Genomic DNA, 22,733 nt, shown 5'->3' with positions numbered 1-22,733 from the left:
GACGGCCCCAATCCGCGGGGCCGTCTTCGGTGTCGGTCGGTCAGCTCAGCGCCGCCCTGCGGGTCAGCGGGGTGAGCCCCCAGGTGACCAGTGCGGGCACCAGGAAGGCGAACAGCGAGGCGGACGTCCACTCCTGCGGGGTGAAGTGCAGGGCGTCCTGCGCGGAGGTCCAGAAGTCCGTCCACCAGCCGGCCACCGCGGTCGGCGCGATGAACTGGTAGACCGCGAAGCCCAGCACCCACGGCAGCAGCATCAGGCGGCGCGAGGGCGCGTCGGCGGAGAGGTTCCAGCCGTACCGGCCGGCGCCGAAGAAGTAGTCCACCGCCAGCACCGCCAGCAGCGGCACGAAGACCGAGCCGATCAGACCGAGGAAGTTGGTGTAGGTGTCGGTGAACTTGTCGATCTGCAGTGCCAGCACGGTGATCAGCAGGCCGATCCCGCCGGTCAGCACCCGGCGGTCCACCTTCGGCAGCAGGTTCTGCACCGACATCGCGGTCGAGTACACGTTGGCGAAGGACTGGTCCGTCTCGCGCAGCACCAGCACCAGCAGGAACAGCCAGCCGGCCCAGACGCCGAGGAAGGAGTCGAAGATCTTGTTCGGGTCGCCGTCGGACTGCAGCAGGGCCATCAGGCCGAGCACGTAGCACCAGACCTGGGCGATCGTGTAGCCGGAGAAGCTGCCCCAGAACGCCGAGCGTGCGGTGCGCGAGTGCCGGGTGTAGTCGGCGGCCAGCGGGACGAAGGAGATCGACACCGCGATCATCGCGTCGGTGGCGCCCAGGAAGCCGTGCCAGTTGCCGGCGCCCGGGTCGGGCACCCCCTGGCGGCCCAGCTGGACGGTGAAGTACACCATCGCGACGGCGACCGCACCGGCCACGAAGCGGCGCAGCACCGCGATCGAGCCCAGCGGCCAGATGGTCAGCGCGGTGGTCAGCGCGCCCGCCAGGAGCACGAACAGCCAGCGGTAGCCGTCGGTGTGGGCGACGGTCTGCGCGCCCGCCGCGATCGTCAGCAGCTCGAACACGCCCCAGCCGACGCACTGGACGATGTTCAGCACCGTCGGGACGTACGACAGCCGGGTGCCGAACAGCCCGCGCAGGTTCGCCATCGCGGGCGCGCCGGTACGGGCCCCGATCAGCGCGGCCACGCCGAGCATCGCGGTGCCGACCACGGTGCCGGCCACGATCGCGGTCACCGCGGCGGCCAGCGACAGCTCGCCGCCCTTGGCGCCGAGCACGGTCGCGGCGGTGGAGAAGCCGATCAGGCTGACGCCCAGGTTCATCCAGAGCGCGAAGTGGTCCCGGAAGCGCAGCGTGCGCGGCGGCTCCGTGTCCAGCACGAGCGGCGCCTCGGCACGCTCCGGGCGCTCCAGGACGGCGGTCGCCGTGCCGGTGGGGCCCGCGTGACCGCTGTCACCGCCGTGAGCGGTCGGGGACGGTTCGGGGAAACCCTTGGACGCGGGCGCGTCCGAAGAAGAGGATGGCGAAGCAGGCGACATGGCCGATACTCCCTACGCCGGCATTACCCGGACAGGTTCCGGCGGTCTGCGCCCCCTCGACGGTCCGCCCACGATCCCGTGGCGTACGGTCGACCAGCGCACTCTCAGCCTGGATGGTCCAAGCTCCCGCGTGTCAGTTGTGAGCGACAGGCTAACCGGCCCGGGGGTGAACGCCAAGGCCACGGGGTGTGCGGCCCGCATCGCGGGACGCCCGGCGGAGGTGGGGAGCCTCCGGTCGTCGGCCTGGTCTTCGGTTCGGCCGTCGACTTGCTCGTCGCTCGGTCGTCGGTCGGTCGTCGGTCGGTCGTCGGCGCAGGACAGCCTGGTCGGCGGCCCGGCTGTCGGCGGCGGCTAAGGATTCTTATGAGTTATTCAGAGGGGTCCTTACGGCAAACGAATCGGCAGTACGAAAAACTATGGTCCTTGGTTCTGTCAGCTATGGAGGTCGTTCGTGAGCACCGAGCGCGAGGTTGGGCCCACCGGGCCGCAGGGGGAGCAGCCCTCGGGCGGCCAGGCGGCGGCTGTTCCCGCTTCCGACGGCCACGCCTCGGGCGGGCACCAGCCGACACTGGCCTTCGGCCGGGTCCCCGAGCCCGGGGCCGCTCCGGCCGCCGAGGCCGCACCGGCTGAGGCGGCGCCGACGGAGGGCGTTGCGGCCGAGGGCGGTCCGGCCGAGGGCGGGTACCAGCCCACCGTGGCCTTCACCAAGGTCCCCGCGCCGGAGGCGCCCCCGCAGGCCCCGGCCGCGCAGGTCGTCGACGCACCGGCCGCCCCGGTCGACGCCGCCACCGGCTACATCGACGCGCCGCCGCCGGTCCTGCCGCCCGCCCCGCCGGTCCCGGCCGCGCCGGCGGCACCCGTCGCACCCGTCGCCGAGAGCCCGGCCCTGCCGCCGGGTGCCAACCCGTACGCCACCCCGGCCCACGGCGTCCCCGCCGCCGGCCCGCACGACCCGTACGGCACCCCGGCCGCCCCCGGCGCGCCCGCCGCGCACCCCGCGCCCGGCCACCACCCGTTCGGCGCCGGCCAGCCGCTCGGCGGCTGGGGTGCCTCCCACGACGCCGGCGGCGGCGCGGGCTACCCGGGTGGCCCGGCCGGACCGCTCGGCTACCCGGCCGACTACCCCGGCGGCCCCGGCGGCCCGCGCAAGAAGCGCGGCGGCCTGGTCGCCCTGATCGCCGCCGTCGCGCTGGTCGCCGGCGTGGCCGGCGGTGCGCTCGGCGTGACCGTCGCGGACCGCAACGACAGCACCAACAGCGCCGACGACCACCGCAGCACCACCGTCCAGGCCAGCAACACCCAGAAGAACGAGCCCGCCCCCGGCTCGATCGCCGGCATCGCGCAGAAGGCGCTGCCCAGCGTCGTCACCATCAAGGCGCAGGGCAACGGCGAGTCCGGCACCGGCACCGGCTTCGTCTTCGACACCGAGGGCCACATCCTCACCAACAACCACGTGGTCGCGCCGACCCTCAACGGCGGCAAACTGACGGTCAAGTTCGCCGACGGCACGTCCTACAACGCGTCCGTGCTGGGCCACGCCGAGGGCTACGACGTCGCCGTGGTCAAGATCGACAACCCGCCGAAGAGCAAGCTGGCCCCGCTTCCGCTGGCCGACTCCGACAAGGTCAACGTCGGTGACGCCACCGTCGCGATCGGTGCGCCGTACGGCCTGGAGTCCACCGTCACCAGCGGCATCGTCAGCGCCAAGGACCGCCCGGTCGCCTCCGGCGACGAGACCGGCGGCCAGTCCTCCTACATGAACGCCCTGCAGACCGACGCCTCGATCAACCCCGGCAACTCCGGCGGCCCGCTGCTCGACTCCAGCGGCTCGGTGATCGGCATCAACTCGGCGATCCAGTCCAACGCCTCCGCCAACGGCCGGGCCGGCAGCATCGGCCTCGGCTTCGCCATCCCGATCAACCAGGCCAAGTGGGTCGCCGACACCCTGATCAAGACCGGCAAGCCGGTCTACGCCAAGCTCGACGTGCTGCGCAACGACGACTACAAGGGCGACGGCGCGCAGATCCAGACCCGCGACATCCAGGGCCAGCCGGCCGTCACCCCCGGCGGCGCCGCAGACAAGGCCGGTCTCAAGCCGGGCGACGTCATCACCAAGCTCGGCGGAGTGCCGATCGACAACGGCCCCGCCCTGGTCAGCCGGATCTGGACGCACAAGCCCGGCGAGACCGTCGACGTCGAGTACACCCGCAACGGCCAGCAGTTCAACACCAAGGTCACCCTCGGCCAGCGGGACGGCGACAGCTGACCCCCACCCGCACGAAACGGTGTGCACCGAACCCCGCCGGACCCGTTAGGCTGACCTCCGCCTGGAGAGCTGCCCGAGCGGCCTAAGGGAACAGTCTTGAAAACTGTCGTGCGGTGACCCCGTACCGTGGGTTCGAATCCCACGCTCTCCGCTGGTTGGAGAACCACCTGCTCAGGGCGGGTGCCGAGATCACTCGGCACCCGCCTTCCGCGTTTTCGGCGGGCGGGGGTTGACCCTGACACGGTGGCAGGGGGTGGAGTGGGGGCACCATGTTGAACATCGGAGACTTCGCCAGCCACGGCCGGGTGTCGGTGCGGATGCTGCGCCACTACGACGCGATCGGGCTGCTGCGGCCCGCCAGGGTGGACCCGGTCAGCGGGTACCGGTCCTACGAGGCGTCCCAACTCGCCCGGCTCAACCGGGTGATCGCGCTCAAGGAGCTCGGCTTCACGCTGCAGCAGGTGCGGGCCGTCCTGGACGAGCAGGTGGACGCGGCCGAACTGCGCGGGATGCTGCGGCTGCGCCGGGCCCAACTCGCCGAGGCGATCGCCGCGGACGAGCAGCGGCTGACCCGGGTGGAGGCGAGGCTCCGGACGATCGAGAGCGAGGGGACCATGTCCGCACACGACGTCGTACTGAAGCGGGTGCCGTCCGTCCGGGTGGCCGAACTGACCGCGGTGGCCGCGAGTTACCAGCCGGAGGACATCGGGCCGGTGATCGGCCCGCTGTTCGCGGAGCTGTGCCGGCGGCTGGCCGAGGCCGGGATCGCCGAGGCGGGCCCGTCCGTCGCCCGGTACGAGGACGTGCCGGAGGGCGAGGGCACGGTGCTGATCCGGGTGGCCGTCCCGGTCGGGCCGGCGGTGGAGCCGGGCCGGTACGGCTTCGCGGTGCTCGACCTGCCGCCGATCGAGGAGGCGGTGACGGTCGTGCACCGCGGCTCGATGGACGAGGCGATGGGGAGCTTCCAGGAGCTGGCCCGCTTCATCGACGCGAACGGCTACCGCTCGGCCGGCTACGCCCGGGAGCTCTACCTGGAGTGCCCGGACGACCCGGCGCGGTGGGTCACGGAGTTCCAGGAGCCGGTGGTCCGCCGGTAGGCCCGGTCCGGCCGGGGCCCACGCCCGCAGATCCGCCGGGGGCCCACTTGCCCGGCCTCCGGCGGGCGGGCAGAGTGCGGTGGAGGCGGCTGGCGGCGAGTGGAGGCGGCGATGGGTGACCTGACGGACCGACTGGCGCAGGGCCTTCCGGCCGGGGCGGTGGTGGTGGATCCGGACGTGACCGCCGCCTACCGCCACGACATGGCCGGCTTCTGCGCCGCCGGTGCGCCCGCCGTGGTGGTGTTCCCGGAGACGGTCGAGCAGGTGCAGCACGTGCTGCGCACCGCCACCGCGCTGCGGGTGCCGGTGGTGCCGCAGGGGGCGCGGACCGGGCTGTCGGGGGCGGCGAACGCCGTGGACGGCTGCATCGTGCTGTCGATGGTGAAGTTGAACCGGATCCTGGAGCTCGACCCGGTGAACCGGATCGCGGTGGTCGAGCCCGGCGTGGTGAACGCCGAACTTTCGCGAGCAGCCGGTGAGTTGGGCCTGTCGTACCCGCCGGACCCGTCCAGCTGGGAGTCCTGCACGATCGGCGGCAACATCGGCACCGGCGCGGGCGGGCTCTGCTGCGTGAAGTACGGCGTCACCAGCGAGTACGTGCTCGGCCTGGACGTGGTGCTGGCGGACGGGCGGCTGCTGTCCACCGGGCGCCGGACGGCCAAGGGCGTGGCCGGGTACGACCTGACCCGGCTGCTGGTCGGCTCGGAGGGCACGCTGGGCGTGGTGGTCCGGGCGGTGCTCGCGCTGCGGCCCGCGCCGGCGCCGCAGCTGGCGCTGGCGGCGGAGTTCCCGAGCGCGGACGCGGCGGGCGCGGCCGTCTGCGAGGTGATGGCGTGCGGCCTGACCCCGTCGCTGATGGAGCTGATGGACGCGGTCAGCGTGCGGGCGGTCAACGACCTGGGGCGGATGGGGCTGCCGGAGACGACCCGGGCGCTGCTGCTGGTGGCCTTCGACGGGCCGGACCGGGAGGCCGGGCTGGCGCGGGTGGCGGAGCTCTGCCGGGCGGCCGGGGCGACCGAGGTGGTGCCGGCCGAGGACGAGGCGGAGTCGCAGCTGCTGCTGGAGGCCCGGCGACTGGCACTGCCCGCGCTGGACCGGTTGGGCACCACGATGATCGACGACGTGGCGGTGCCGCGCTCCCGGCTGGCCGAGATGCTGAACGGCGTGGCGCTGATCGCCGAGCGGCACGCGCTGACCATCGGGGTGGTCAGCCACGCCGGGGACGGCAACACCCACCCGATCGTGATCTTCGACGGCTCGGACGAGGAGCAGGCGGCGCGGGCGCAGCGCTCCTTCGACGAGATCATGGCGCTGGGGCTGGAGCTGGGCGGCACGATCACCGGGGAGCACGGGGTGGGGCTGCTCAAGCGGGACTGGCTGGCGCGCGAGCTGGGGCCGGTCGCGCTGGACCTCCAGCGACAGCTGAAGGCGGTCTTCGATCCGCTGGGAATCATGAACCCGGGCAAGATGGTGTGATGTTATTTCTCCCATATTCCAGTACGACTTTCCGATGGTCTGGGAATGGCTGGAAAAGTCGACATGGGAGGGTGGTCGAACTTTTCGGGGGCGCGTTTCCTGATTTCCCTGCGCCGGGGTGGTGCGCCTGGTGGTTCGTGTGACGGCGGAGCGCCCTGCCTGGAGGGCCTTCCAGGAGGTCATCGCCCGGTCAAAGTGCCAGCTCGATAGGGGTGTGTCGGCGCACTGTCCGATTTTCGGTCCGTTATGCGCAGCCCGGGTGGATATCACGCTAACGGGCGAAAACTGCTTCGCCGACTAGTGCTTTGTCGATTTGTTGCGGAAGTCTGTCTCTCGGCGTCGCAGCCCGCAGGTGTTCGTCTGGCCGGCGAACTCCCGCACCCCCTGCTCGACAATTGCACGATTTACAGCTTCTTGGAGGCTCTCATGGCTCGCATCCACACCCGCCGGGTGGCCGGACTCCTGCTCGCCGCCCCGCTCGCGGCCGGCCTGCTGCTGGCCGGCGCCGGCGCTGCGGCCGCCGACAACGGTGCGGGCGCCGGTGCCGGCTCCAACGCCGGCGTGGTGTCCAACGTCGGCACGGGCAACGTGTTCGGCGGGGTCGACGGCAACTACATCTCCACCCAGCAGACCGCCACCGGGACGGGTGCCTCGAACCAGAACAACACCCTCGCGGTGAAGGACAACGCGGGCACCATCCTGGCCGGGCAGTCCAACAAGAACATCAACGTCGTGTTCGCCCCGATCTTCCACTGATCCGATCGGGCACCACCGACGGCGGGGGCGCCGGAGGTGGGCGGCCGCGGGTGAGCTGAGCACTCGTGGAGGGGCTCGAACCAGTCTCCGGGCGGAATCCCCGCCCGGGCGCGGATCAGAACAGCGCATGACCGGCCAGCGGAAAGGGTCACCGTGAAGCCGGCCTCGTGGGCGGTGCCGCCATCGGCACCGCCCACGAGTGCGTCCGGAGCCGGGAGCGAACCGCCCGGGCCCGCTCGTCGCCGGCTGCCCGTCGCCGCCGACATCGCCCGGGACCGCCCGGGACCGCCCGTCGAGGCAGGCCCGGACGGCCCGGACGCGTCCAGCGAGGGCCCGCGCCCGGAGCCGTCGGTGTTCGGCGGTACGGTTGCGCTCCGACAGCGCACCACGTGCCCGGGCCCGGGAAGGACGGCCCGGCCGGGGCGGCGACCGCGGCAACCGGAGGAGAGGGCGCGCGATGGCGGCGGAGGAGGAGGGCCTGACCGGCCCGGGCGAGGCCTGGCCTGCACCGGAGCCGGATCCGCGATCCGGGCCGGACGCCCGCCGGGAGCCGGCGGAGCACCGGCCCGAGCCGAAGTCCGTGCCCGAGCTGCTGCTCGGCCGCCCGCCGATGGCCCGCCCGCTGCCGACCTTCGAGGCCGAGGCCGCGCCCGCCGAGCCCGGCCCGCTGTTCGTGGACTGGCTCGCCACCGCGCTGGCCGCCGGCGTGCCGGACCCGCAGGTGGTCACCCTCTCCACGGTCGACGCGGACGGCCTGCCGGACGCCCGGGTGCTGGTGCTGCGCGACGTCGACGCGGCCGGCACCGGCTGGGTCTTCTCCGCCGCCGCCGACAGCCCCAAGGGCCGCCAGCTGGCCGACCACCCGGCCGCCGCGCTGACCGTCTACTGGCCCCAGCTGGGCCGCCAGGTACGGGTCCGCGGCACCGTCGAGCGGGCCGCCGACCTGGTCGCCGCCGCCGAGTTCGCCACCCGCTCCCCGGACGCCCGGGTCGGTGCGCTGGTCGGGCGGCAGAGCGAGCCGATGGCCTCGCTCGCCGAGTACGACGAGGCCGTCGCCGTCGCCCGCCGCCGCCTGGAGGCCACCCCGGACGCCGTCGCGGCCGGGCACGCGGTCTACACCCTGTGGGCGCACGAGGTGGAGTACTGGCAGGGCGACGCGCAGCGCCGGCACGTCCGGCTGCGCTACACCCGCACCGGACCGGTCCGGACCCCGGAGTGGTCGCGCACCCTGCTGTGGCCGTGACGACCTGACGGTCCAAGGGCCCGGCCCTTGGACCGACCGTGCTGCCCTACCGCCGCCCGGTCAGCGTGGCTCCCACGCTGGCCGCCACCACACAGCCGATCCCGGCCAGCTGCGGCACGCCCAGCAGCTGGCCGAGCACCACCAGGCCGACCAGCGCGCTGACCGCCGGCTCCAGACTGACCAGCACGCTGAACACCCGCTGCGGCATCCGCCGCAGCGCGGTCATCTCCAGCGCGTACGGGATCACCGGCAGCAGCAGCGACACCCCGGCCACCGCGGCCAGCAGCCCCGGCGGCGAGGCGCCGGGCGCGGTCAGCCCGTCCCAGGCCTGGCCGAGTCCGAACGGCGCCAGGGCGAGCGCGCCGACCGTCATCGACACCGCCAGGCCCTGGAAGCCCTGGAAGGCGGCGCCGACCTTGTCCGTGAACAGGATGTACGCGGCGTAGCAGGCGGCCGCCCCGAAGGCGTAGAGGAGTCCGACCGGGTCGAGCCCGCCCCCGTCGCCGCCCTCGCCGAGCAGGGTCAGCAGGACGACGCCGCCGGCGGCGAGCAGCGCCCAGAGCAGGTGGCTGGCACGCCGGGCGAAGACCAGGGCGACCGCGAGCGGGCCGAGGAACTCGATGGTCGCGGCGGTGCCCATCGGCAGCCGGTCGATCGCCCCGGCGAACAGGAAGGTCATCCCGGCCGAGGCCACGCCCAGCAGGGCCGCCGCGGCGAGGTCGCGCGGGCGCTTGTCCCGGAGCCGGGGCCGGGTGACGGCGAGCAGGATGACCGCCGCGAAGCCCAGCCGCAGGAAGGTGGTGCCGCTGACCCCGAGCGGGCCGAACAGCGGCTTGGACAGGGCGATCCCGGTCTGCACCAGGAACATCGCGGTCAGACAGAGAAGCGGCGCCGGGATCCTCTCCGGGCGCCGCAGGACCTTCGGGAGTCGGCCGGTGGGCCGGCCGGGGGGCGCGTCGGGCGGTGCCGTGGAGCCGGGTGCCCCGCCTCGTCGCCAGCTGCCCCGCTCGCCGGCGGGCTCGCCCTGGGGGGCGGGCGGCATGGCAAGCGCCTCGGCGACGGCGGCAGCCGGCATCGGGGCGGTGGTTTCGCTGGGAGGGGAGGTGGGCATATGGGCGAGTTTGCCGTAAGGAGTGATGAACGGGCAAGCTCGTTACAATTATCGGGACGGATGCGGACGGGTACGGCCGAAAGGGTGGGCTCCCCCGGTGCGTCCGGCGTGGTTGCCGCATTCGTCCGATGGTCCGTCAGTAGCAAGGGCGGGTGCGCTATCTCCGCCCCGTGGCCCTGCTCGCCGCCTCCCTCGTGCTCCTGCTGGCCACCGACGGGACGGGCGTGAGCGCCGGGGCCGCCGCCCTCCCTCGCATCCGGGCCCTCACCCTGCCCGACCGGTTCGGCCCGCCCAGGATCCACGACGACTTCACCGGTCCCGCCTTCGACGCCTGCACCGCGCCGCCCCTCGACACCCTGCGGGCCTGGCACGGGGCCTCCCCGTACGGCGCGCTCGGCATCTACGTCAGCGGCGCCCAGCGCGGCTGCGGCCAGCCCCGGCTCACCGCCGAGTGGGTGCGCCAGGCCCGCGCACTGGGCTGGCGCTTCCTGCCGGCCCACGTCGGGCTCCAGGCGCCGTGCAGCGAACTCGGCAACAAGCCGCGCCGGATCGACCCCGCCCACGCGGTCGAGCAGGGCCGGGACGAGGCCACCGAAGCCGTCCACGCGATGGGCTCGCTCGGATTCGGCAAGGGCGGCCCGGTCTACCTCGACATCGAGGCCTACCCGATGCGCGACCCCGCCTGCGGCCAGGCGGTGGTCGACTTCGCCGTCGGCTGGACCCAGGCCCTGCACGCCGCCGGCTACCGCTCCGGCTTCTACTCCAGCCTCGACTCCGGCATCGCCGACCTGGCCGCCGCCGCCCGGGCCGGCAGCTTCCCGCTGCCCGACGCCCTCTGGTACGCCCGCTGGGACGACCGGGCCGACACCTCCGACTCCGGCGCCCTCGGCTCCGACCTCTGGGGCTACCACCAGCGCGTCCACCAGTACCGCGGCAACGTCGAGGAGACCTACGGCGGCGCCGCCCTCACGATCGACCGCAACCACGTCGACGGCCCGACCGCGGGCTGACGCGTCGCCGGTCCGTGATGCGGGCAACGGGGCCGGGATACTGACAGCGGGCGGGGCGGGGCGGCACAATCGGGCACGTCCGCGCGCATTACCGCCCGGTAGGTGCCGCAGGCGCAGCCGCCAGTGCCGCCAGGTCAAGGAGGACCCGTGTTCAGCACGATGCAGGACGTCCCGCTCACCGTCGCCCGGATTCTGGAGCACGGGTCCACCATCCACGGCCGGTCCACCGTCACCACCTGGGACGGCACCGGGCCGGTCGTGCGGACGTACGCCGAGGTGGGGGCGCGGGCCGCGCAGCTCGCCCACGCGCTCCGCGACGAACTGGGCGTGACCGGGGACGACCGGGTCGCGACCCTGATGTGGAACAACGCCGTCCACCTGGAGGCCTACCTCGCCGTCCCCGCGATGGGGTCCGTGCTGCACACGCTCAACCTGCGGCTGCCCGCCCACCAGCTGTCGTTCATCGTCAACCACGCCGCCGACCACGCGGTGATCGTGGACGGCAGCGTGCTCCCGCTGCTCGCCGCCGTCCTGCCGGACCTCGCACCGACGCTCCGGCACATCGTGGTGAACGGCCCCGGCGACCGCTCGCTGCTGGCCGGCTTCCCGGGCACCGTGCACGACTACGAGGAACTGATCGCGGGCCGGCCCACCGCCTACCCGTGGCGCGGCGACCTCGACGAGCGCGAGGCCGCCGTGCTCTGCTACACCTCCGGCACCACCGGGGACCCGAAGGGCGTGCTCTACAGCCACCGCTCGGTGTACCTGCACTGCCTCCAGGTCAACACCGGCGACAACTTCGCCTTCACCCCGCGCGACACCGCGCTCCCGGTGGTCCCGATGTTCCACGTGAACGCCTGGGGCATCCCGCACGCCGCCTTCATGTCCGGCGCCAACCTGCTCATGCCGGATCGTTTCCTCCAGCCCAAGCCGATGGCCGAGATGATCGCCGCCGTCCGGCCCACCGTCGGCGCCGCCGTCCCGACCATCTGGAGCGGCCTGCTGGACGAGCTCGACGCGGGCGACTACGACACCTCCAGCCTGCGCATGGTGGTCATCGGCGGCAGCGCCTGCCCGCCCTCGCTGATGAAGGGCTTCGAGGAGCGCCACGGCATCCGCGTGCTGCACGCCTGGGGCATGACCGAGACCTCGCCGCTCGGCTCCTTCGCCCAGCCGCCCGGCGGCCTCACCCCGGAGGAGGAGTGGCCCTACCGGGTCACCCAGGGCATCTTCCCGGCCTCCGTCGAGGCCCGGCTGGTCGGCCCGTCCGGTGAGCGGATGCCGCACGACGGCGTCGCGGCGGGCGAGCTGGAGGTGCGCGGCCCGTGGATCGCCGGGGCCTACTACGGCGGTGCCGGGCAGGACCCGCTCCGGCCGGACGACAAGTTCTCCGAGGACGGCTGGCTGCGCACCGGCGACGTCGGCACCATCACCGCCGACGGCTACCTGACCCTCACCGACCGGGCCAAGGACGTGATCAAGTCCGGCGGCGAGTGGATCTCCTCGGTCGAACTGGAGAACCAGTTGATGGCCCACCCCGAGGTGGCCGAGGCCGCCGTGGTCGCCGTCCCGGACGAGAAGTGGGGCGAGCGCCCGCTGGCCACGGTCGTGCTGCGCCCGGGTGCCACGGCCGGGCTGAGCGAGCTGCGGGCCTTCCTGGCCGGACGGATCGCCTCCTGGCAGCTGCCGGAGCGCTGGTCGATCGTCGAGTCGGTGCCGAAGACCTCGGTCGGCAAGTTCGACAAGAAGGTGATCCGCGCCAGCTACGCGGCGGACGAACTGGACGTGACGGTGCTCGGCAAGGAGTAGCCGCCCGCCCGACCGCCGAGGGCCGGCCACCCCCGTTCCAGCGGGGTGGTCGGCCCTCGGCGCGTGCCGTGTGGATCTCGCCGGGCCCTCGGCGTCAGGGCGCGGTCAGCCCGCCGCGGCGACGCCCGCCTCGCCCATCGCGCCGATCCGCCCGAGCAGGTCGACGATCCGGGACTGGACGTCGGCGCTGGTCGAGCGCTCGGAGAGGAACAGCACCGTCTCGCCGGTGCGCAGCCGGGGCAGTTCGCGCGGGTCGAGGTCCACCGAGGTGTAGACCACCAGCGGGGTGCGGTGCAGCCGGTCGTTGGCGCGCAGCCAGTCCAGCAGGCCGACCCGGCGGCGGCGGATCTGGAGCAGGTCCATCACCACCAGGTTGGGCTGCACGCTGCTGGCCCGGGCGACGGCGTCGTTCTCGTCCACCGCGTGCTCGACGTGCATGCCGCGCCGCTCCAGGCTGCTGATCATGGCGGCGGCGATGTCCGGGTCGCCCTCGACCAGCAGGACGCGCGGGGCGTGGTGCTCGCCGTCGCGCGGCGCGAGGGCGCGCAGCAGCACGGCCGGGTCGGCGCCGTACGCGGCGTCCCGGGTGGCCTGGCCGAGACCGGCGGTGACCAGCACCGGGACGCGGCTGTTGAGCGCGGCGGTGCGCAGCGACTGCAACGCGGTGCGGGTGATCGGGCTGGTCAGCGGGTCGACGAAGAGCGCCGCGGGGAAGCCGGCGACCTGGGCGTCCACCTCCTCGCGGGAGCGGACGATCACCGGGCGGTAGCCGCGTTCCTGGAGGGCCTGCCGGGTGGCCGGATCGGGCTCGGGCCAGACCAGCAGCCGACGGGCGCTGCCGCCCTCGCCGGTCGAGCCGTTCGGGCCGGCCATGGCCGGCGGCTGCTCCTCGGTCCGGTCGCCGGCGGCGGCGGGCAGTTCGGCCATCGGGCGCGGGGCGGTCCTGGCCTCGGCCGGGACGGGCGGCTGCGGTCCGGCGGCGGGGGTCGGCGAACCGCCGAGCGGGCGCGGCGGCGCGAGTTCGGCGAGGCCGGTGCCGACCGGGCGCGGGCCGGACGGGTCCTCGGCGGCGGGCAGCGCCGGGCGGGCGGCCGGTAGCGCGGCGGGGCCGCCGGGCGCGGGCCGGTCCTCCTGCGGGGCCTGGTCGGACGGCGCGGCCGGGACCTCCTGGCCGGGGCCGGGCGGCACGGCCAGCCGGCGTCGGCGGCCGGTCGGTGGGGCGGCGGGCTCGGGCTGCGCGGGCGCCGGGCCGGTCGGCAGGGCGTGCTCCAGGCCGGGGTACACCGGGGTGTCGGCGGCGCCGGGGAGGGCGAAGCCACCGGAGGAGTCCTCGGTGGAGGGCAGGGCGCGGCGCCGGCGGGGCTTGGCCTCGGCGCCGTCGGCGGCCGGGCCGCCTTCCGCGGCGGGCGTGCCGCCCGCCGGGGTGCCGTCGGCGGGGGCGGCACCGGGGCCGAGCGCGAGCGGTTCGCGCCCGCCGGTCCGGTGCTGCTGCGGGCGCTCGCCCTCGACGGGGACGGCGTAGGCGGGGCCGGAGCGGCCGTCGTCCTTGCCCCAGGGGTCACGCTGCGCGCCGTCCGGACCGGCCAGGCCCTGGCGGCCGTACGCGGGGTCGTTGCCGGTGCCGTTCCACTGTTCGGGGACGGCCCGCTCGATCCGGGCGGGGGCGTTCGGCCACTGGTCGGCGGGGGCGCTGGGGGCGGTCCGGGCCGGCGGCGCCGGTTCCTCGGCGGCGGGGCGGCCCCGGCGGCCGCGCCGCTCGGCGGCGGGTTCCTCGGCGGGCTGCTCCGCCTCCGCCTCCGCCTCCGCGGCCGGGGTCTCGCGGTCGGGCTGCTCGCCGCCGTCGGCGACCGGCTCGGCGGCCCCGTCGCTGCTGGGCAGCTGCGGGATGCCCGGCAGGTCGGGCAGGACGGCGCTGTCGCCCTCCTTGGGCCGGTCGGAGCGGCCCTCGGCGGCCGCGCGCTCGGCGGCGGCCTTCGCGGCGGCCGGGTCCAACGGCAGCTCGACGACGTACGTGGTGCCGGCCTTGCCGGGCAGCTCGTGCGGCTGGAGCACGCCACCGTGGCGCTCGACCACCGCGCGGGCTATCGGCAGGTGGACGGGGCTGCCGCCGAGGCCGGGCCCGCGGATCTCGACCCGGGCGACCTCGCCGCGCTGGGCGGCGGCCAGGACGACGGTCGGCGGCTCGCCGCCGGAGGGCAGCGCGGCGGGCGCGCCGGGGGCGGCCAGGCCGGGGGAGGGGGCGGTCGGGGCGTCCAGGGCGAGGCCGATGCCGCTGACGTCGGCGACCAGGTGGGCCAGCGCCTGGGCGAGCCGGCGCTCGTCGGCGATCACCTCGACGGCGGCGGCGTGCACCGAGAACCGCACCCGGCCCGGGCCGACCAGCTCGCCGGCCGCCTCGACGGCCCGTCGGACCACCTTGTCCAGGGCGACCGGCACCCGCCGCTCGGTCGGCTTGCGGCGGTCCTTGCCGTCCTTGCCGTCCTTCGCGTCCGGGCCGTCCGCCGGGGCGGTCTCGCCGGTCTCGCCGGCCTCGGAGCGCTGGTGCGCGAGCACGCCGTCGATCAGCCGGCTGAACCGGCGGCACTCGTCGGCGAGCCGGCGCAACGTCCAGTTGGCCTCCGGCCACAGCTGCCCGGCCGGGTCGGCGGCGAGCGCGTCCAGCCGCTGGTTCAGCGCGCTCAGCGCGCCGCCGAGTTCGCTCTCCAGGACGGCGGTGAGGTGTTCGTTGCGGGCGACCAGGGCGAGTTCGCGGCTGCGGTCGGTGAAGGTCATCACCGCGCCGACCAGCTGGTCGCCGTCCCGCACCGGCGCGGTGGTGAGGTCGACGGTGACCGGGCGGCCGTCCTTGCGCCACAGCACGGTGCCGCGCACCCGGTGCTTGCGCCCGGAGGTCAGGGTGTCCAGCAGCGCGGACTCCTCCAGCGCCAGCGGCGTGCCGTCGGCCCGGGAGTGCTGGATCAGCGGGTGCAGTTCGCGCCCGCCCAGCTCGCTCGCCCGGTACTCCAGGATGTGCGCGGCGGCCGGGTTGACCAGCACGCAGCGGCCTTCGAGGTCGACGCCGAGCACGCCCTCGGCGGCGGCGCGCAGGATCATCTCGGTCTGCTTGTGCTGGCGGCGCAGCTCGGCCTCGACGCCGAGCCGGCTGGAGAGGTCGCGGACCAGGAGCAGGAGCAGGTCGCTCGCGGAGGACGGGCGGGAGCGCTCGCGGTACGAGTCGTACGAGGTGAGTCCGTAGCCGCGGCCCTCGCCGGTGCCGTCGTCGGGGAAGTCGTTGCCGGAGACCTCGACCGGGAAGCTGGTGCCGTCGGTGCGCCGGGCGGTCATCCGGACCGGGCGGTCGGGCTCGTCGCCGTCGCGGGCGGCCGGGCGCATCGAGCCGGGGATCCGACTGGGGTCGAACTCGGGCAGGAGGTCCAGCACGCCCATGCCGACCAGCGAGGTGCCGGGCGTCTGGAGCGCCTGGACGGCTGCGCTGTTGGCGTCCACGACGGTGCCGTTGCTGTTCACCAGCAACAACGCGTCGGGCAGGGCGTCGAGTATGGCGGCGAGGCGAGCAGCGCCTCGGATCGGCCTGCTGCTCACGTCGACAGGTCTCCTCGGCTCAGGGCAGCTCCTCCGGAGACGGCAGTATCTCATTCTTCTTTGCGGCGGGGTCGACCCGCCTAGTAACGTGGGCGGTGGTTGGTGCCGAGCCCCACGGTTGTGGCATCATCTCAGGCACACGGAACGGGTCCGCTCACGCGGACGTGGTCCCTGTGGAGGAGGCTTCGCCTAGTCCGGTCTATGGCGCCGCACTGCTAATGCGGTTTCGGGGTTATTCCTGATCGAGGGTTCAAATCCCTCAGCCTCCGCAGCCGGAAAGCCCCGTCGACGATCTTGTCGGCGGGGCTTTCCCCGTCCCCGGGGAGGTTCCGGACCCACCCCGCCGCCCACCTCTCCGACCTGCCCCGCGGGCCGGGGCCGTCGGGGGCCCGGGCGGCCTCCAGGGGGTCGGCCCGGAGGGAGGGAGCAATCGATTTCGTCCCGCGTCGCAGGTCATGTAATGTTGTCCCCGCAACGCCCCGCTGGCACCGTTCATCAGGGCGAGCGCTCATAGCTCAACGGATAGAGCACTTGACTACGGATCAAGAGGTTGCAGGTTCGAATCCTGCTGAGCGCACCAATCTCCGCAAGATCGGGTTCGCCCGTTCCTTGCGCTCATAGCTCAACGGATAGAGCACTTGACTACGGATCAAGAGGTTGCAGGTTCGAATCCTGCTGAGCGCACCAGCGAGAAGCCCCCGGCCACCGGCCGGGGGCTTCTCCCGTTTCCGGGCCCGGACAGGGCGCCGGGTGCCTGGTCCGTTCTGGATTGCGGGCCTAATGGATGAAATACATCTGTTTCGGGTATATCCCGTCCTGTCGCTCGGATGACCGCCAAACGGGTGGGACCCGGCTATAAGCCCAGGTGTCGCAGTATGACCGGTTCAGGATCGTGATTCCTTTTTGTCAGATCTTGTGCCCAGGCTGCCCGGCACCCCGGCAGCCGACCGCGAAGGAGAGCCGGATGGGCCGACAGTTTCCCCGCACGGCCGTCGCCCTGACCGTCCTCGTGGCCGGGCTGCTGACCGGCTGGAACGCCCCACTCTCAGTGGCCCAGCAGTCCCCTGACGCCTGGTCGGGGGAACACCGGGCGGTCCTGCCCTCCGGCCTCTCCGTCCAGCTCGAATTCGCCGCCACCCCGGGCACCGAGGTGGCCGCCGCGGCCGGCGAACTGGCCGACCGCTCCGGCGGGGGGCGTGCGGCCGGGCCGTACACGGACGGAATGCGCCCCGGAAACCCCGCGCAGACCTTCAGCGTCACCGAGAACCGCCCGCAGACGGACGGATCCTGGCGCACCGTCGGAACGCTCCGGCTCGCCTTCTCCCGACCGGTCCGCAACCCCCGGCTGCACCTCAGCGGATTGGTCGCGCTCGCCACCGGGAAGTCGGGCACCACCAGCACCGCGGCCCGGCTGACCCTCACCGGCGGCTCACCCGCCGCCCCCACCCTGGTCAACCGCACCGACTGGCCCGGCTGGACGGTCGACGCCAACGCCCTCGCGCCCGTCGGAGCCGACGGCAGCTCCGACGGCGCGGCCGGCTCCGCCTCCGAGGGCACCCTGGAACTCGTCGGCACCCTGCGCACCGCGGTCTTCCGGATCGAGCAGCGCTCCACCGCCCGGGCCGGCAGCACCACCGCCCCGCCCGTCCTGCGCCAGGCCTACACCGTCACCGTCGACGAGGACCTCGGCACCGCCCCGCAGAACTACGGCAACGCCTCGCACGTGCTCTCCGACCTGTTCCTCGGCGCGGACGCCGCCAACGCTGCGCACCGCACCCGCCCCCGGTCCGCCGACGACCGGGGCACGGCCGGGCCGACCGGCGAGCCGCTGGTCCAGCTCGACCACGGGGCCGGCCGGCGCAGCGTCTTCGCCAGCCCGCCGCCCCCCAAGCTCCAGCCCGGCCGCGGCGAGTACCAGGGCGCCGACCCGTCGATCGGCTTCCCCACCGAGGCCGCGATCGGCCGCTACTACCGGCTCACCGTCCCGGTGGCGGTCGGCGACCAGCCCGCGACCCTGGCCGGCTGGATCGACTTCGACCACAGCGGGCGCTTCGACCCCGCCGAGCGGGTGCAGACCGAGATCCCGGCCGGCGCCGACACCGCGACCCTGGAATGGACCGTCCCGACCGGCGCCGGCTCCGGCGACACCTGGGCCCGGCTGCGGATCGCCCGCGACGCCAGCCAACTCGTCCCCTCCGGCGGCTTCGCCGACTCCGGGCAGGTCACCGACCAGCGGATCAAATTGACCGTCGGCGCCGCCCGGCCCGAGATCGCCGAACCCGTCGACGGCGCCGTCCTCGCCGAAGCCCGTCCGCGGGTCCACGGCGACGGAGCGGTCGCCGGTGCCTCGGTGGAGATCCGGGACGGCGACGCCACGGCCTGCCGGGCCCGGGTCGAGCGCGGCGGCGACTGGTCCTGCCGGCCCGGTGAAGCGCTCACCGCGGGCCCGCACTCCCTCACCCCGGTCGAGATCACCAGCGGTGGTGTGGTGCTGCGCGGCGAGGCCGTCCGGGTCACCGTGAAGACGGCGCCGCCCGCCGCGCCCGTCCTCACCCTCCCGGAGTACACCAACGACCCGGGGATCCAGCTCACCGGTACCGGCGAGGCGGGCAGCACCGTCGCGGTCACCGACCAGGCCGCCGAACTGTGCCGCAGCGCCGTCCGGGCGGACGGCCAGTGGTCCTGCCTGCCGGTCGAGAACCTGGTGGACGGGCGCCACCTGCTCACCCCCGTCGCGGTCGACACGGCCGGGAACCGGACGGCCGGGCAGGCGGTCGCGCTGGTCGTCGACACCGTCCCGCCGGACAAGCCGGTGCTCGGCTCGCCGGCCGCCGGGGAGACCCTGCGGGTCAGCCGGCCGACGTTCACCGGGCGGGCCGAGCCGGGTTCGAAGGTGCTGGTCACGGCGCGGGCGGGCGGCTCGGCGGCCTCGGGGCCGGCTTCGGCCTCGGGTTCGGCCTCGGGTTCGGTCTCGGGCGAGCGGACGGTGCTGTGCGGGGCGACGGCGGCCCTCGACGGCAGCTGGACCTGCACCGCCAACCGGGACCTGACGGACGGGCAGCAGTGGCTGGTCGTCACGGCGACCGACCTGGCGGGGAACGGGGCGGCGGCGGACGCGGTGCCGGTGCGCGTCGCGTCGGCGCCGAGCCCGTCGGCGTCGGCTTCGGCGTCGACTTCCGCGGTGCCGGGTTCGGGGGCGTCGGTTCCCGTGCGGCCCAGCCCTGCGGCCTCGGTGCCGACCGTGGCGACCGTGCCGAGCCCGTCGGCGTCGGCTTCGGTGCCGATCGGGCCGAGTCCGAGCGTGGCGGTGCCGGTGCTGCCCTCGGCCGGTGCTTCCGCGCCGGTGGCCTCCTCCGTACCGTCCCGTCCCGCGATGTCGCCCACGGCCACGTCCCCGTCCCCGTCTCCGTCCACGCCTTCGATCCCGGTCACCTCGTCGCCGAGCCCGGTTGTGGGGGCGGCGCCCGATGCGTCCGTGCTCGCGCCGGTGCCGGTGGGCGTGCTGCCGATTGCCGTTCCGGCGGCGGCCGGGCCGTCCGCTGCTTCCGTCACCCCGACCGTCCCGACGGTCCCGACCGTCACCACCACCTCCGCCGGTTCCGTCCCTCCGACGCTCCGTACCGTTCCGTCCCTGGGTGCCAGTCCGTCCCGGGCGGCCGTCGGCGTCGTGGCGTCGTCACCGTCGCCGTCACTGCCACCGCCCCTGTCAGCGCCTCCGTCAGCGCCTCCGTCACCGTCACCGTCACCGTCATCATCACCGTCATCGACGCCGGTGGCGGCCGAACCGCTCGGGTCCGCCGGGGAGAGTGCCGGGCAGCTGCCGGCGCCGCCCAGTGCGTCGCCCGTGGGGGCGGCCGCGGAGGCCTCGCAGGCGGCGGCCGCTCGGTCCACCGCGAGCGGTTGGCGCGGTGGGGTCGCCGCTGGCCTGCTGGTGCTCGCCGCCATCGGGCTGATCACCCGCCGGGTGTTCGCCCGTGATGGCGGTGTCCGGCGGCGCTGACCTGCGCTGAACCATCCCGACCATCCATTCATGTGCCTGCGCGTCAGGTCGGCTTCGGACGATTCGTCAGCAAATGTCGACACACCTCACCTCAAATGTCGCATTTGATGACGTATGAACTTAGCCTGATCTTGGCACTGCCCGTCAGATCCGGGCCGCCCGTTGCGCGACACACCGACCCCGAGGATCCGTGCATGGACGTCACCCGCGATTCTTCGCAGCGACCCGACCACCTGCCCAAGGCGCTCCCACCGGCCTTGCCGGAACGTTCCGCCTCCGGCGCCAGCCCGCTGGCCACAGCCACAGCCACAGCCACAGCCACCGTCACGGCCGCCAAGACGGCCAAGCCGCTCGGCCCGGTCGACGGCGGCCCCGCGACCACTCCGCTGGTCGTCGTCCCCGGCCCGGCCTCCGGCGCCTCCGCCGACCTGCGCGATCCGCTGGAGGCGGCCGCCCCGGAGACCGCCGAGATCCCGGAAGCCATCCAGGTCGGCGCCCCCGCGGCCGCCACCTCCCGCCGGCCCCCGCGCGCCGACCAGGCGGTCCGCGAGCACGGCGCCACCGCCCTGCCCGGCTGGATCGCCCTGCTGGTGGTGCTGGTCGGCGTGGCCGGCGTGCTGCTGATGCTGCTGCGCGACGGCGTCATCCCGTACTGGGACGCGCTGCCCGACCTGCGCAGCGCCGCCGCGCAGGCGAGCGGCCAGGCCGAGGTGGACGCAAAGTCGGTCGCCGCGGTCAGCGCGGTCGGCCTGCTCGTGGTGTTCGCGCTCGCCGGGCTGCTGGCCAACGCGGGCGGCGAGACCCGGGTGCTGACCCGCTGGGGCCGCTACCGGGGCACCGTCCGCCGTACCGGCCTGGTCTGGGTCAACCCGCTGCTGCGCCGGCGCCGGGTGGACGTGCGGCTGCGGCACTGGCGCAGCGAGCCGGTCAAGGCGGTCGACCGGACCGGCACGCCGATCGTCGTCCGGCTGCTGATCGTCTGGCGGGTCAAGGACACCGCGCGGGCGCTGCTGGCGATCGAGGACCACGAGAGCTACCTGCGCGAGCAGGTCCAGGCGGTACTCACCCGCACCGCGTCCATCCTGCCGTGCGACAGCAACGCGGCGCCCGGGCCCGCGCTGCGTGACGGGCAGTGGTTCGCCGACGAGCTGACCAGAGCACTGGCCGCCGAGGTCGCCCCGGCGGGCCTGGAGGTCTACTCGGCGCAGCCGCTGGCGCTGGACTACGCGCCCGAGGTCGCCGAGTCGATGCGCCGCCGCCGGCTGGCCGACCTGGACGCGGGCCTGCGGACGGTGCTGGTGGACGACGCGGTCGAGGCGGCGGCGCTCGCCGTCCGGCGGCTGGAGCGCGCCACCGCCCACGAACTGGACGAGGCCGCCCGCAGCGCGCTGATGGAGCAACTGCTGGTCGCCTTCGTCGCCCCGGCCGGAGTGGCCGCCTCGGTACCGCCCCCGGCCGCACGGGCCGGGCGCAAGGAAGGACGACCCGCATGAGGATAGCCACCGGCGCGTACACCGATCCCGGTCTCGACCTCGACGCCGATTTCGACGCCGCCCTCGACCGGGGCCTGATCGGCTTCGAGGAGAGCACCGGCAGCATCCCCGCGATCGCGGGGTGCGGCTGCCCGAACTGCGCGGCCCGGCCGCGCACCGCCCGCCCCGCGGCGGGGACAGGCGGCAGCCGAATACACCGCGCCGTGCGAAGTACCTGCCTGGCCACCACCGTGCTGGCGGGCGCCGGCGTGGTCGGCCTGACGGCCGGTGCCGGGTCCGCGCACGCCGCGGCCGGGAAGCAGGGCTGGGACGGGTCGAAGTACTGGTTCAAGAACGGCGCCGGCGAGTGGCGGTGGACCAGCCACTACGACGTCTACGCGGGCCGCACCGGCCAGTCCGGCGGCTCGGGCGGCTCCAGCGGTGCCAGTGGCAAGGCGGCCGCCGTGTCCAACGGTTCGGCCTCCTCCGCTTCCTCCTCCGGACTGCGCCAGGGCTGGGACGGGTCGAAGTACTGGTTCAAGAACGGCAGCGGCGAGTGGCGGTGGACCAGCCACTACGACGTCTACGCGAGCCGCACCGGCCAGTCCGGCGGCGGCGCTGATCCCGCTCCCGCCCGGCCCGCGGCCACGCCGTCGGCGGACCAGGCACCGGCCTCCGGCAGCATGGAGGCGGCCATCGACTACGCGCTCGCCCAGCTGGGCAAGCCGTACGTCTGGGGCGGCAACGGCCCGTCAGGCTACGACTGCTCGGGGCTCGTCCAGCAGGCCTACCGGCGCAGCGGGATCAGCCTGCCGCGGGTGGCCGACGACCAGTACGCGGCCACCACGCCGATCAGCGCGGGGCAGCTGCGCCGCGGCGACCTGGTGTTCTGGTCGGACAGCGGCCGGGCCTCCGGGATCCACCACGTGGGGATCTACCTGGGCGGCGGCAAGTTCGTCGAGGCGCCCCGGCCCGGCAAGACGGTCCGGGTCTCCACTCTCAACTCGGGCTACTACCCGACCCACTTCGGGCGGCCGTAGCGCCGGGGCGCACCGGGCCCCCGACAGCACGCCGCTGTCGGGGGCCCGAAGCGCGACCGTGGCCACCTGGTCGTCCCCGCGGATGCATCGGGTGCGCAGTTCGGGCCCGATCCGTCAATGGGCCGGTGCGCCAAGCGCGTTGGCCGTCCTTTTCCGGGCCGATTCGCCGACCGCCCGGAAAGTCGCCCGGATTTCGTCGACGGTGCCGGCGCGGGCCCTCAGATCGGCGGGGGCCGAGGGTCATCCTGCGGGTGTTACCGCCCGGGCCCGGATTGTCTGCGGAATCGAGGGCCGGGCGCGCGTACTTCTTCCGGTCCTCGTCGTCGAAGAGCCCGTCCCGGGCGGGATTCGCGGCGATGCCGCCGCCGTGGTG

Annotated in this window: 13 protein-coding genes, 4 tRNA genes and 1 riboswitch; of the genes, 14 read left to right on the top strand and 3 right to left on the bottom strand. The window is 74.5% G+C overall.

The features are described 5' to 3' along the window. Positions 1-40 precede the first annotated feature (40 nt). The gene (locus tag ACIO9K_RS04970; RefSeq protein ID WP_400327147.1) at positions 41-1,498 is read right to left on the bottom strand and encodes a purine-cytosine permease family protein; all 1,458 of its coding nucleotides are present in this window, start codon (positions 1,496-1,498) and stop codon (positions 41-43) included. After that, positions 1,491-1,638: riboswitch (TPP riboswitch) on the bottom strand. (Overlaps the previous gene by 8 nt.) Positions 1,639-1,949: 311 nt before the next feature. Between ACIO9K_RS04970 and ACIO9K_RS04965 the strand changes: the two genes are divergently transcribed. The 6 genes from ACIO9K_RS04965 to ACIO9K_RS04940 all read left to right on the top strand — a co-directional run bounded on the left by ACIO9K_RS04965 (position 1,950) and on the right by ACIO9K_RS04940 (position 8,336). Further along, positions 1,950-3,764 carry a S1C family serine protease gene (locus ACIO9K_RS04965; protein ID WP_400327145.1) on the top strand — a complete coding sequence of 605 codons (1,815 nt, stop codon included), beginning with the start codon at positions 1,950-1,952 and terminating at the stop codon, positions 3,762-3,764. A gap of 63 nt (positions 3,765-3,827) precedes the next feature. Next, positions 3,828-3,915: transfer RNA gene (locus ACIO9K_RS04960), tRNA-Ser, on the top strand. Between the two features lie 118 nt (positions 3,916-4,033). Continuing rightward, entirely contained in the window at positions 4,034-4,861 is an 828-nt protein-coding gene (locus tag ACIO9K_RS04955) for a MerR family transcriptional regulator (RefSeq protein WP_400327143.1), read from the top strand. Positions 4,862-4,972: 111 nt separating this feature from the next. Further along, on the top strand, positions 4,973-6,337 hold the full coding sequence (locus ACIO9K_RS04950; protein ID WP_363619483.1) for an FAD-linked oxidase C-terminal domain-containing protein: 1,365 nt from the start codon (positions 4,973-4,975) through the stop codon (positions 6,335-6,337). Between the two features lie 426 nt (positions 6,338-6,763). Beyond that, positions 6,764-7,093 (top strand): hypothetical protein, encoded by a 330-nt coding sequence (locus ACIO9K_RS04945; RefSeq protein ID WP_363579777.1) that lies wholly within the window; start codon positions 6,764-6,766, stop codon positions 7,091-7,093. 457 nt (positions 7,094-7,550) lie between these two features. Further along, positions 7,551-8,336, top strand: coding sequence for a pyridoxal 5'-phosphate synthase (locus tag ACIO9K_RS04940; RefSeq protein ID WP_400327141.1), 786 nt, complete (start codon positions 7,551-7,553; stop codon positions 8,334-8,336). Between the two features lie 46 nt (positions 8,337-8,382). Here ACIO9K_RS04940 and ACIO9K_RS04935 read toward each other — a convergent pair whose 3' ends face one another. Continuing rightward, positions 8,383-9,447 carry an EamA family transporter gene (locus tag ACIO9K_RS04935; RefSeq protein WP_363619484.1) on the bottom strand — a complete coding sequence of 355 codons (1,065 nt, stop codon included), beginning with the start codon at positions 9,445-9,447 and terminating at the stop codon, positions 8,383-8,385. A 152-nt stretch (positions 9,448-9,599) separates the two neighbouring features. Here ACIO9K_RS04935 and ACIO9K_RS04930 point away from each other — a divergent pair, with 152 nt between their 5' ends. Continuing rightward, on the top strand, positions 9,600-10,457 hold the full coding sequence (locus ACIO9K_RS04930) for a glycoside hydrolase domain-containing protein (RefSeq protein WP_400327138.1): 858 nt from the start codon (positions 9,600-9,602) through the stop codon (positions 10,455-10,457). Between the two features lie 147 nt (positions 10,458-10,604). Continuing rightward, entirely contained in the window at positions 10,605-12,266 is a 1,662-nt protein-coding gene (locus tag ACIO9K_RS04925) for a long-chain fatty acid--CoA ligase (RefSeq protein ID WP_400327136.1), read from the top strand. Positions 12,267-12,371: 105 nt separating this feature from the next. Here ACIO9K_RS04925 and ACIO9K_RS04920 read toward each other — a convergent pair whose 3' ends face one another. Then, positions 12,372-15,848 carry a PAS domain-containing protein gene (locus tag ACIO9K_RS04920; protein WP_400327134.1) on the bottom strand — a complete coding sequence of 1,159 codons (3,477 nt, stop codon included), beginning with the start codon at positions 15,846-15,848 and terminating at the stop codon, positions 12,372-12,374. Positions 15,849-16,026: 178 nt separating this feature from the next. Here ACIO9K_RS04920 and ACIO9K_RS04915 point away from each other — a divergent pair. The 6 genes from ACIO9K_RS04915 to ACIO9K_RS04890 all read left to right on the top strand — a co-directional run bounded on the left by ACIO9K_RS04915 (position 16,027) and on the right by ACIO9K_RS04890 (position 22,360). Beyond that, positions 16,027-16,117, top strand: a tRNA-Ser gene (locus ACIO9K_RS04915). A 235-nt stretch (positions 16,118-16,352) separates the two neighbouring features. Continuing rightward, positions 16,353-16,428: transfer RNA gene (locus ACIO9K_RS04910), tRNA-Arg, on the top strand. A gap of 31 nt (positions 16,429-16,459) precedes the next feature. After that, positions 16,460-16,535, top strand: a tRNA-Arg gene (locus tag ACIO9K_RS04905). A gap of 277 nt (positions 16,536-16,812) precedes the next feature. Next, the gene (locus tag ACIO9K_RS04900) at positions 16,813-19,848 is read left to right on the top strand and encodes an Ig-like domain-containing protein (protein ID WP_400327132.1); all 3,036 of its coding nucleotides are present in this window, start codon (positions 16,813-16,815) and stop codon (positions 19,846-19,848) included. Positions 19,849-20,042: 194 nt separating this feature from the next. Further along, complete coding sequence (locus ACIO9K_RS04895; protein WP_400327130.1) at positions 20,043-21,341, top strand: SPFH domain-containing protein; 1,299 nt, start codon at positions 20,043-20,045, stop codon at positions 21,339-21,341. Further along, positions 21,338-22,360: a C40 family peptidase gene (locus ACIO9K_RS04890; protein WP_400327128.1), complete on the top strand. Its 1,023-nt coding sequence runs from the start codon at positions 21,338-21,340 to the stop codon at positions 22,358-22,360. Before ACIO9K_RS04895 ends, ACIO9K_RS04890 begins: the two co-directional genes overlap by 4 nt. Positions 22,361-22,733 lie beyond the last annotated feature (373 nt).

Source organism: Kitasatospora sp. NPDC087271, from assembly GCF_044744605.1.
Taxonomy (GTDB): domain Bacteria; phylum Actinomycetota; class Actinomycetes; order Streptomycetales; family Streptomycetaceae; genus Kitasatospora.
This window is presented reverse-complemented; position numbering and strand designations above follow the sequence as displayed.

What these genes read in the sequence shown, in the direction of transcription:
- ACIO9K_RS04970 (WP_400327147.1), bottom strand. Translation starts at nt 1,498, where the DNA reads ATGTCGCCTGCTTCGCCATCCTCTTCTTCGGACGCGCCCGCGTCCAAG.
- ACIO9K_RS04955 (WP_400327143.1), top strand. Translation starts at nt 4,034, where the DNA reads ATGTTGAACATCGGAGACTTCGCCAGCCACGGCCGGGTGTCGGTGCGG.
- ACIO9K_RS04950 (WP_363619483.1), top strand. Translation starts at nt 4,973, where the DNA reads ATGGGTGACCTGACGGACCGACTGGCGCAGGGCCTTCCGGCCGGGGCG.
- ACIO9K_RS04945 (WP_363579777.1), top strand. Translation starts at nt 6,764, where the DNA reads ATGGCTCGCATCCACACCCGCCGGGTGGCCGGACTCCTGCTCGCCGCC.
- ACIO9K_RS04940 (WP_400327141.1), top strand. Translation starts at nt 7,551, where the DNA reads ATGGCGGCGGAGGAGGAGGGCCTGACCGGCCCGGGCGAGGCCTGGCCT.
- ACIO9K_RS04935 (WP_363619484.1), bottom strand. Translation starts at nt 9,447, where the DNA reads ATGCCCACCTCCCCTCCCAGCGAAACCACCGCCCCGATGCCGGCTGCC.
- ACIO9K_RS04900 (WP_400327132.1), top strand. Translation starts at nt 16,813, where the DNA reads ATGGGCCGACAGTTTCCCCGCACGGCCGTCGCCCTGACCGTCCTCGTG.
- ACIO9K_RS04895 (WP_400327130.1), top strand. Translation starts at nt 20,043, where the DNA reads ATGGACGTCACCCGCGATTCTTCGCAGCGACCCGACCACCTGCCCAAG.
- ACIO9K_RS04890 (WP_400327128.1), top strand. Translation starts at nt 21,338, where the DNA reads ATGAGGATAGCCACCGGCGCGTACACCGATCCCGGTCTCGACCTCGAC.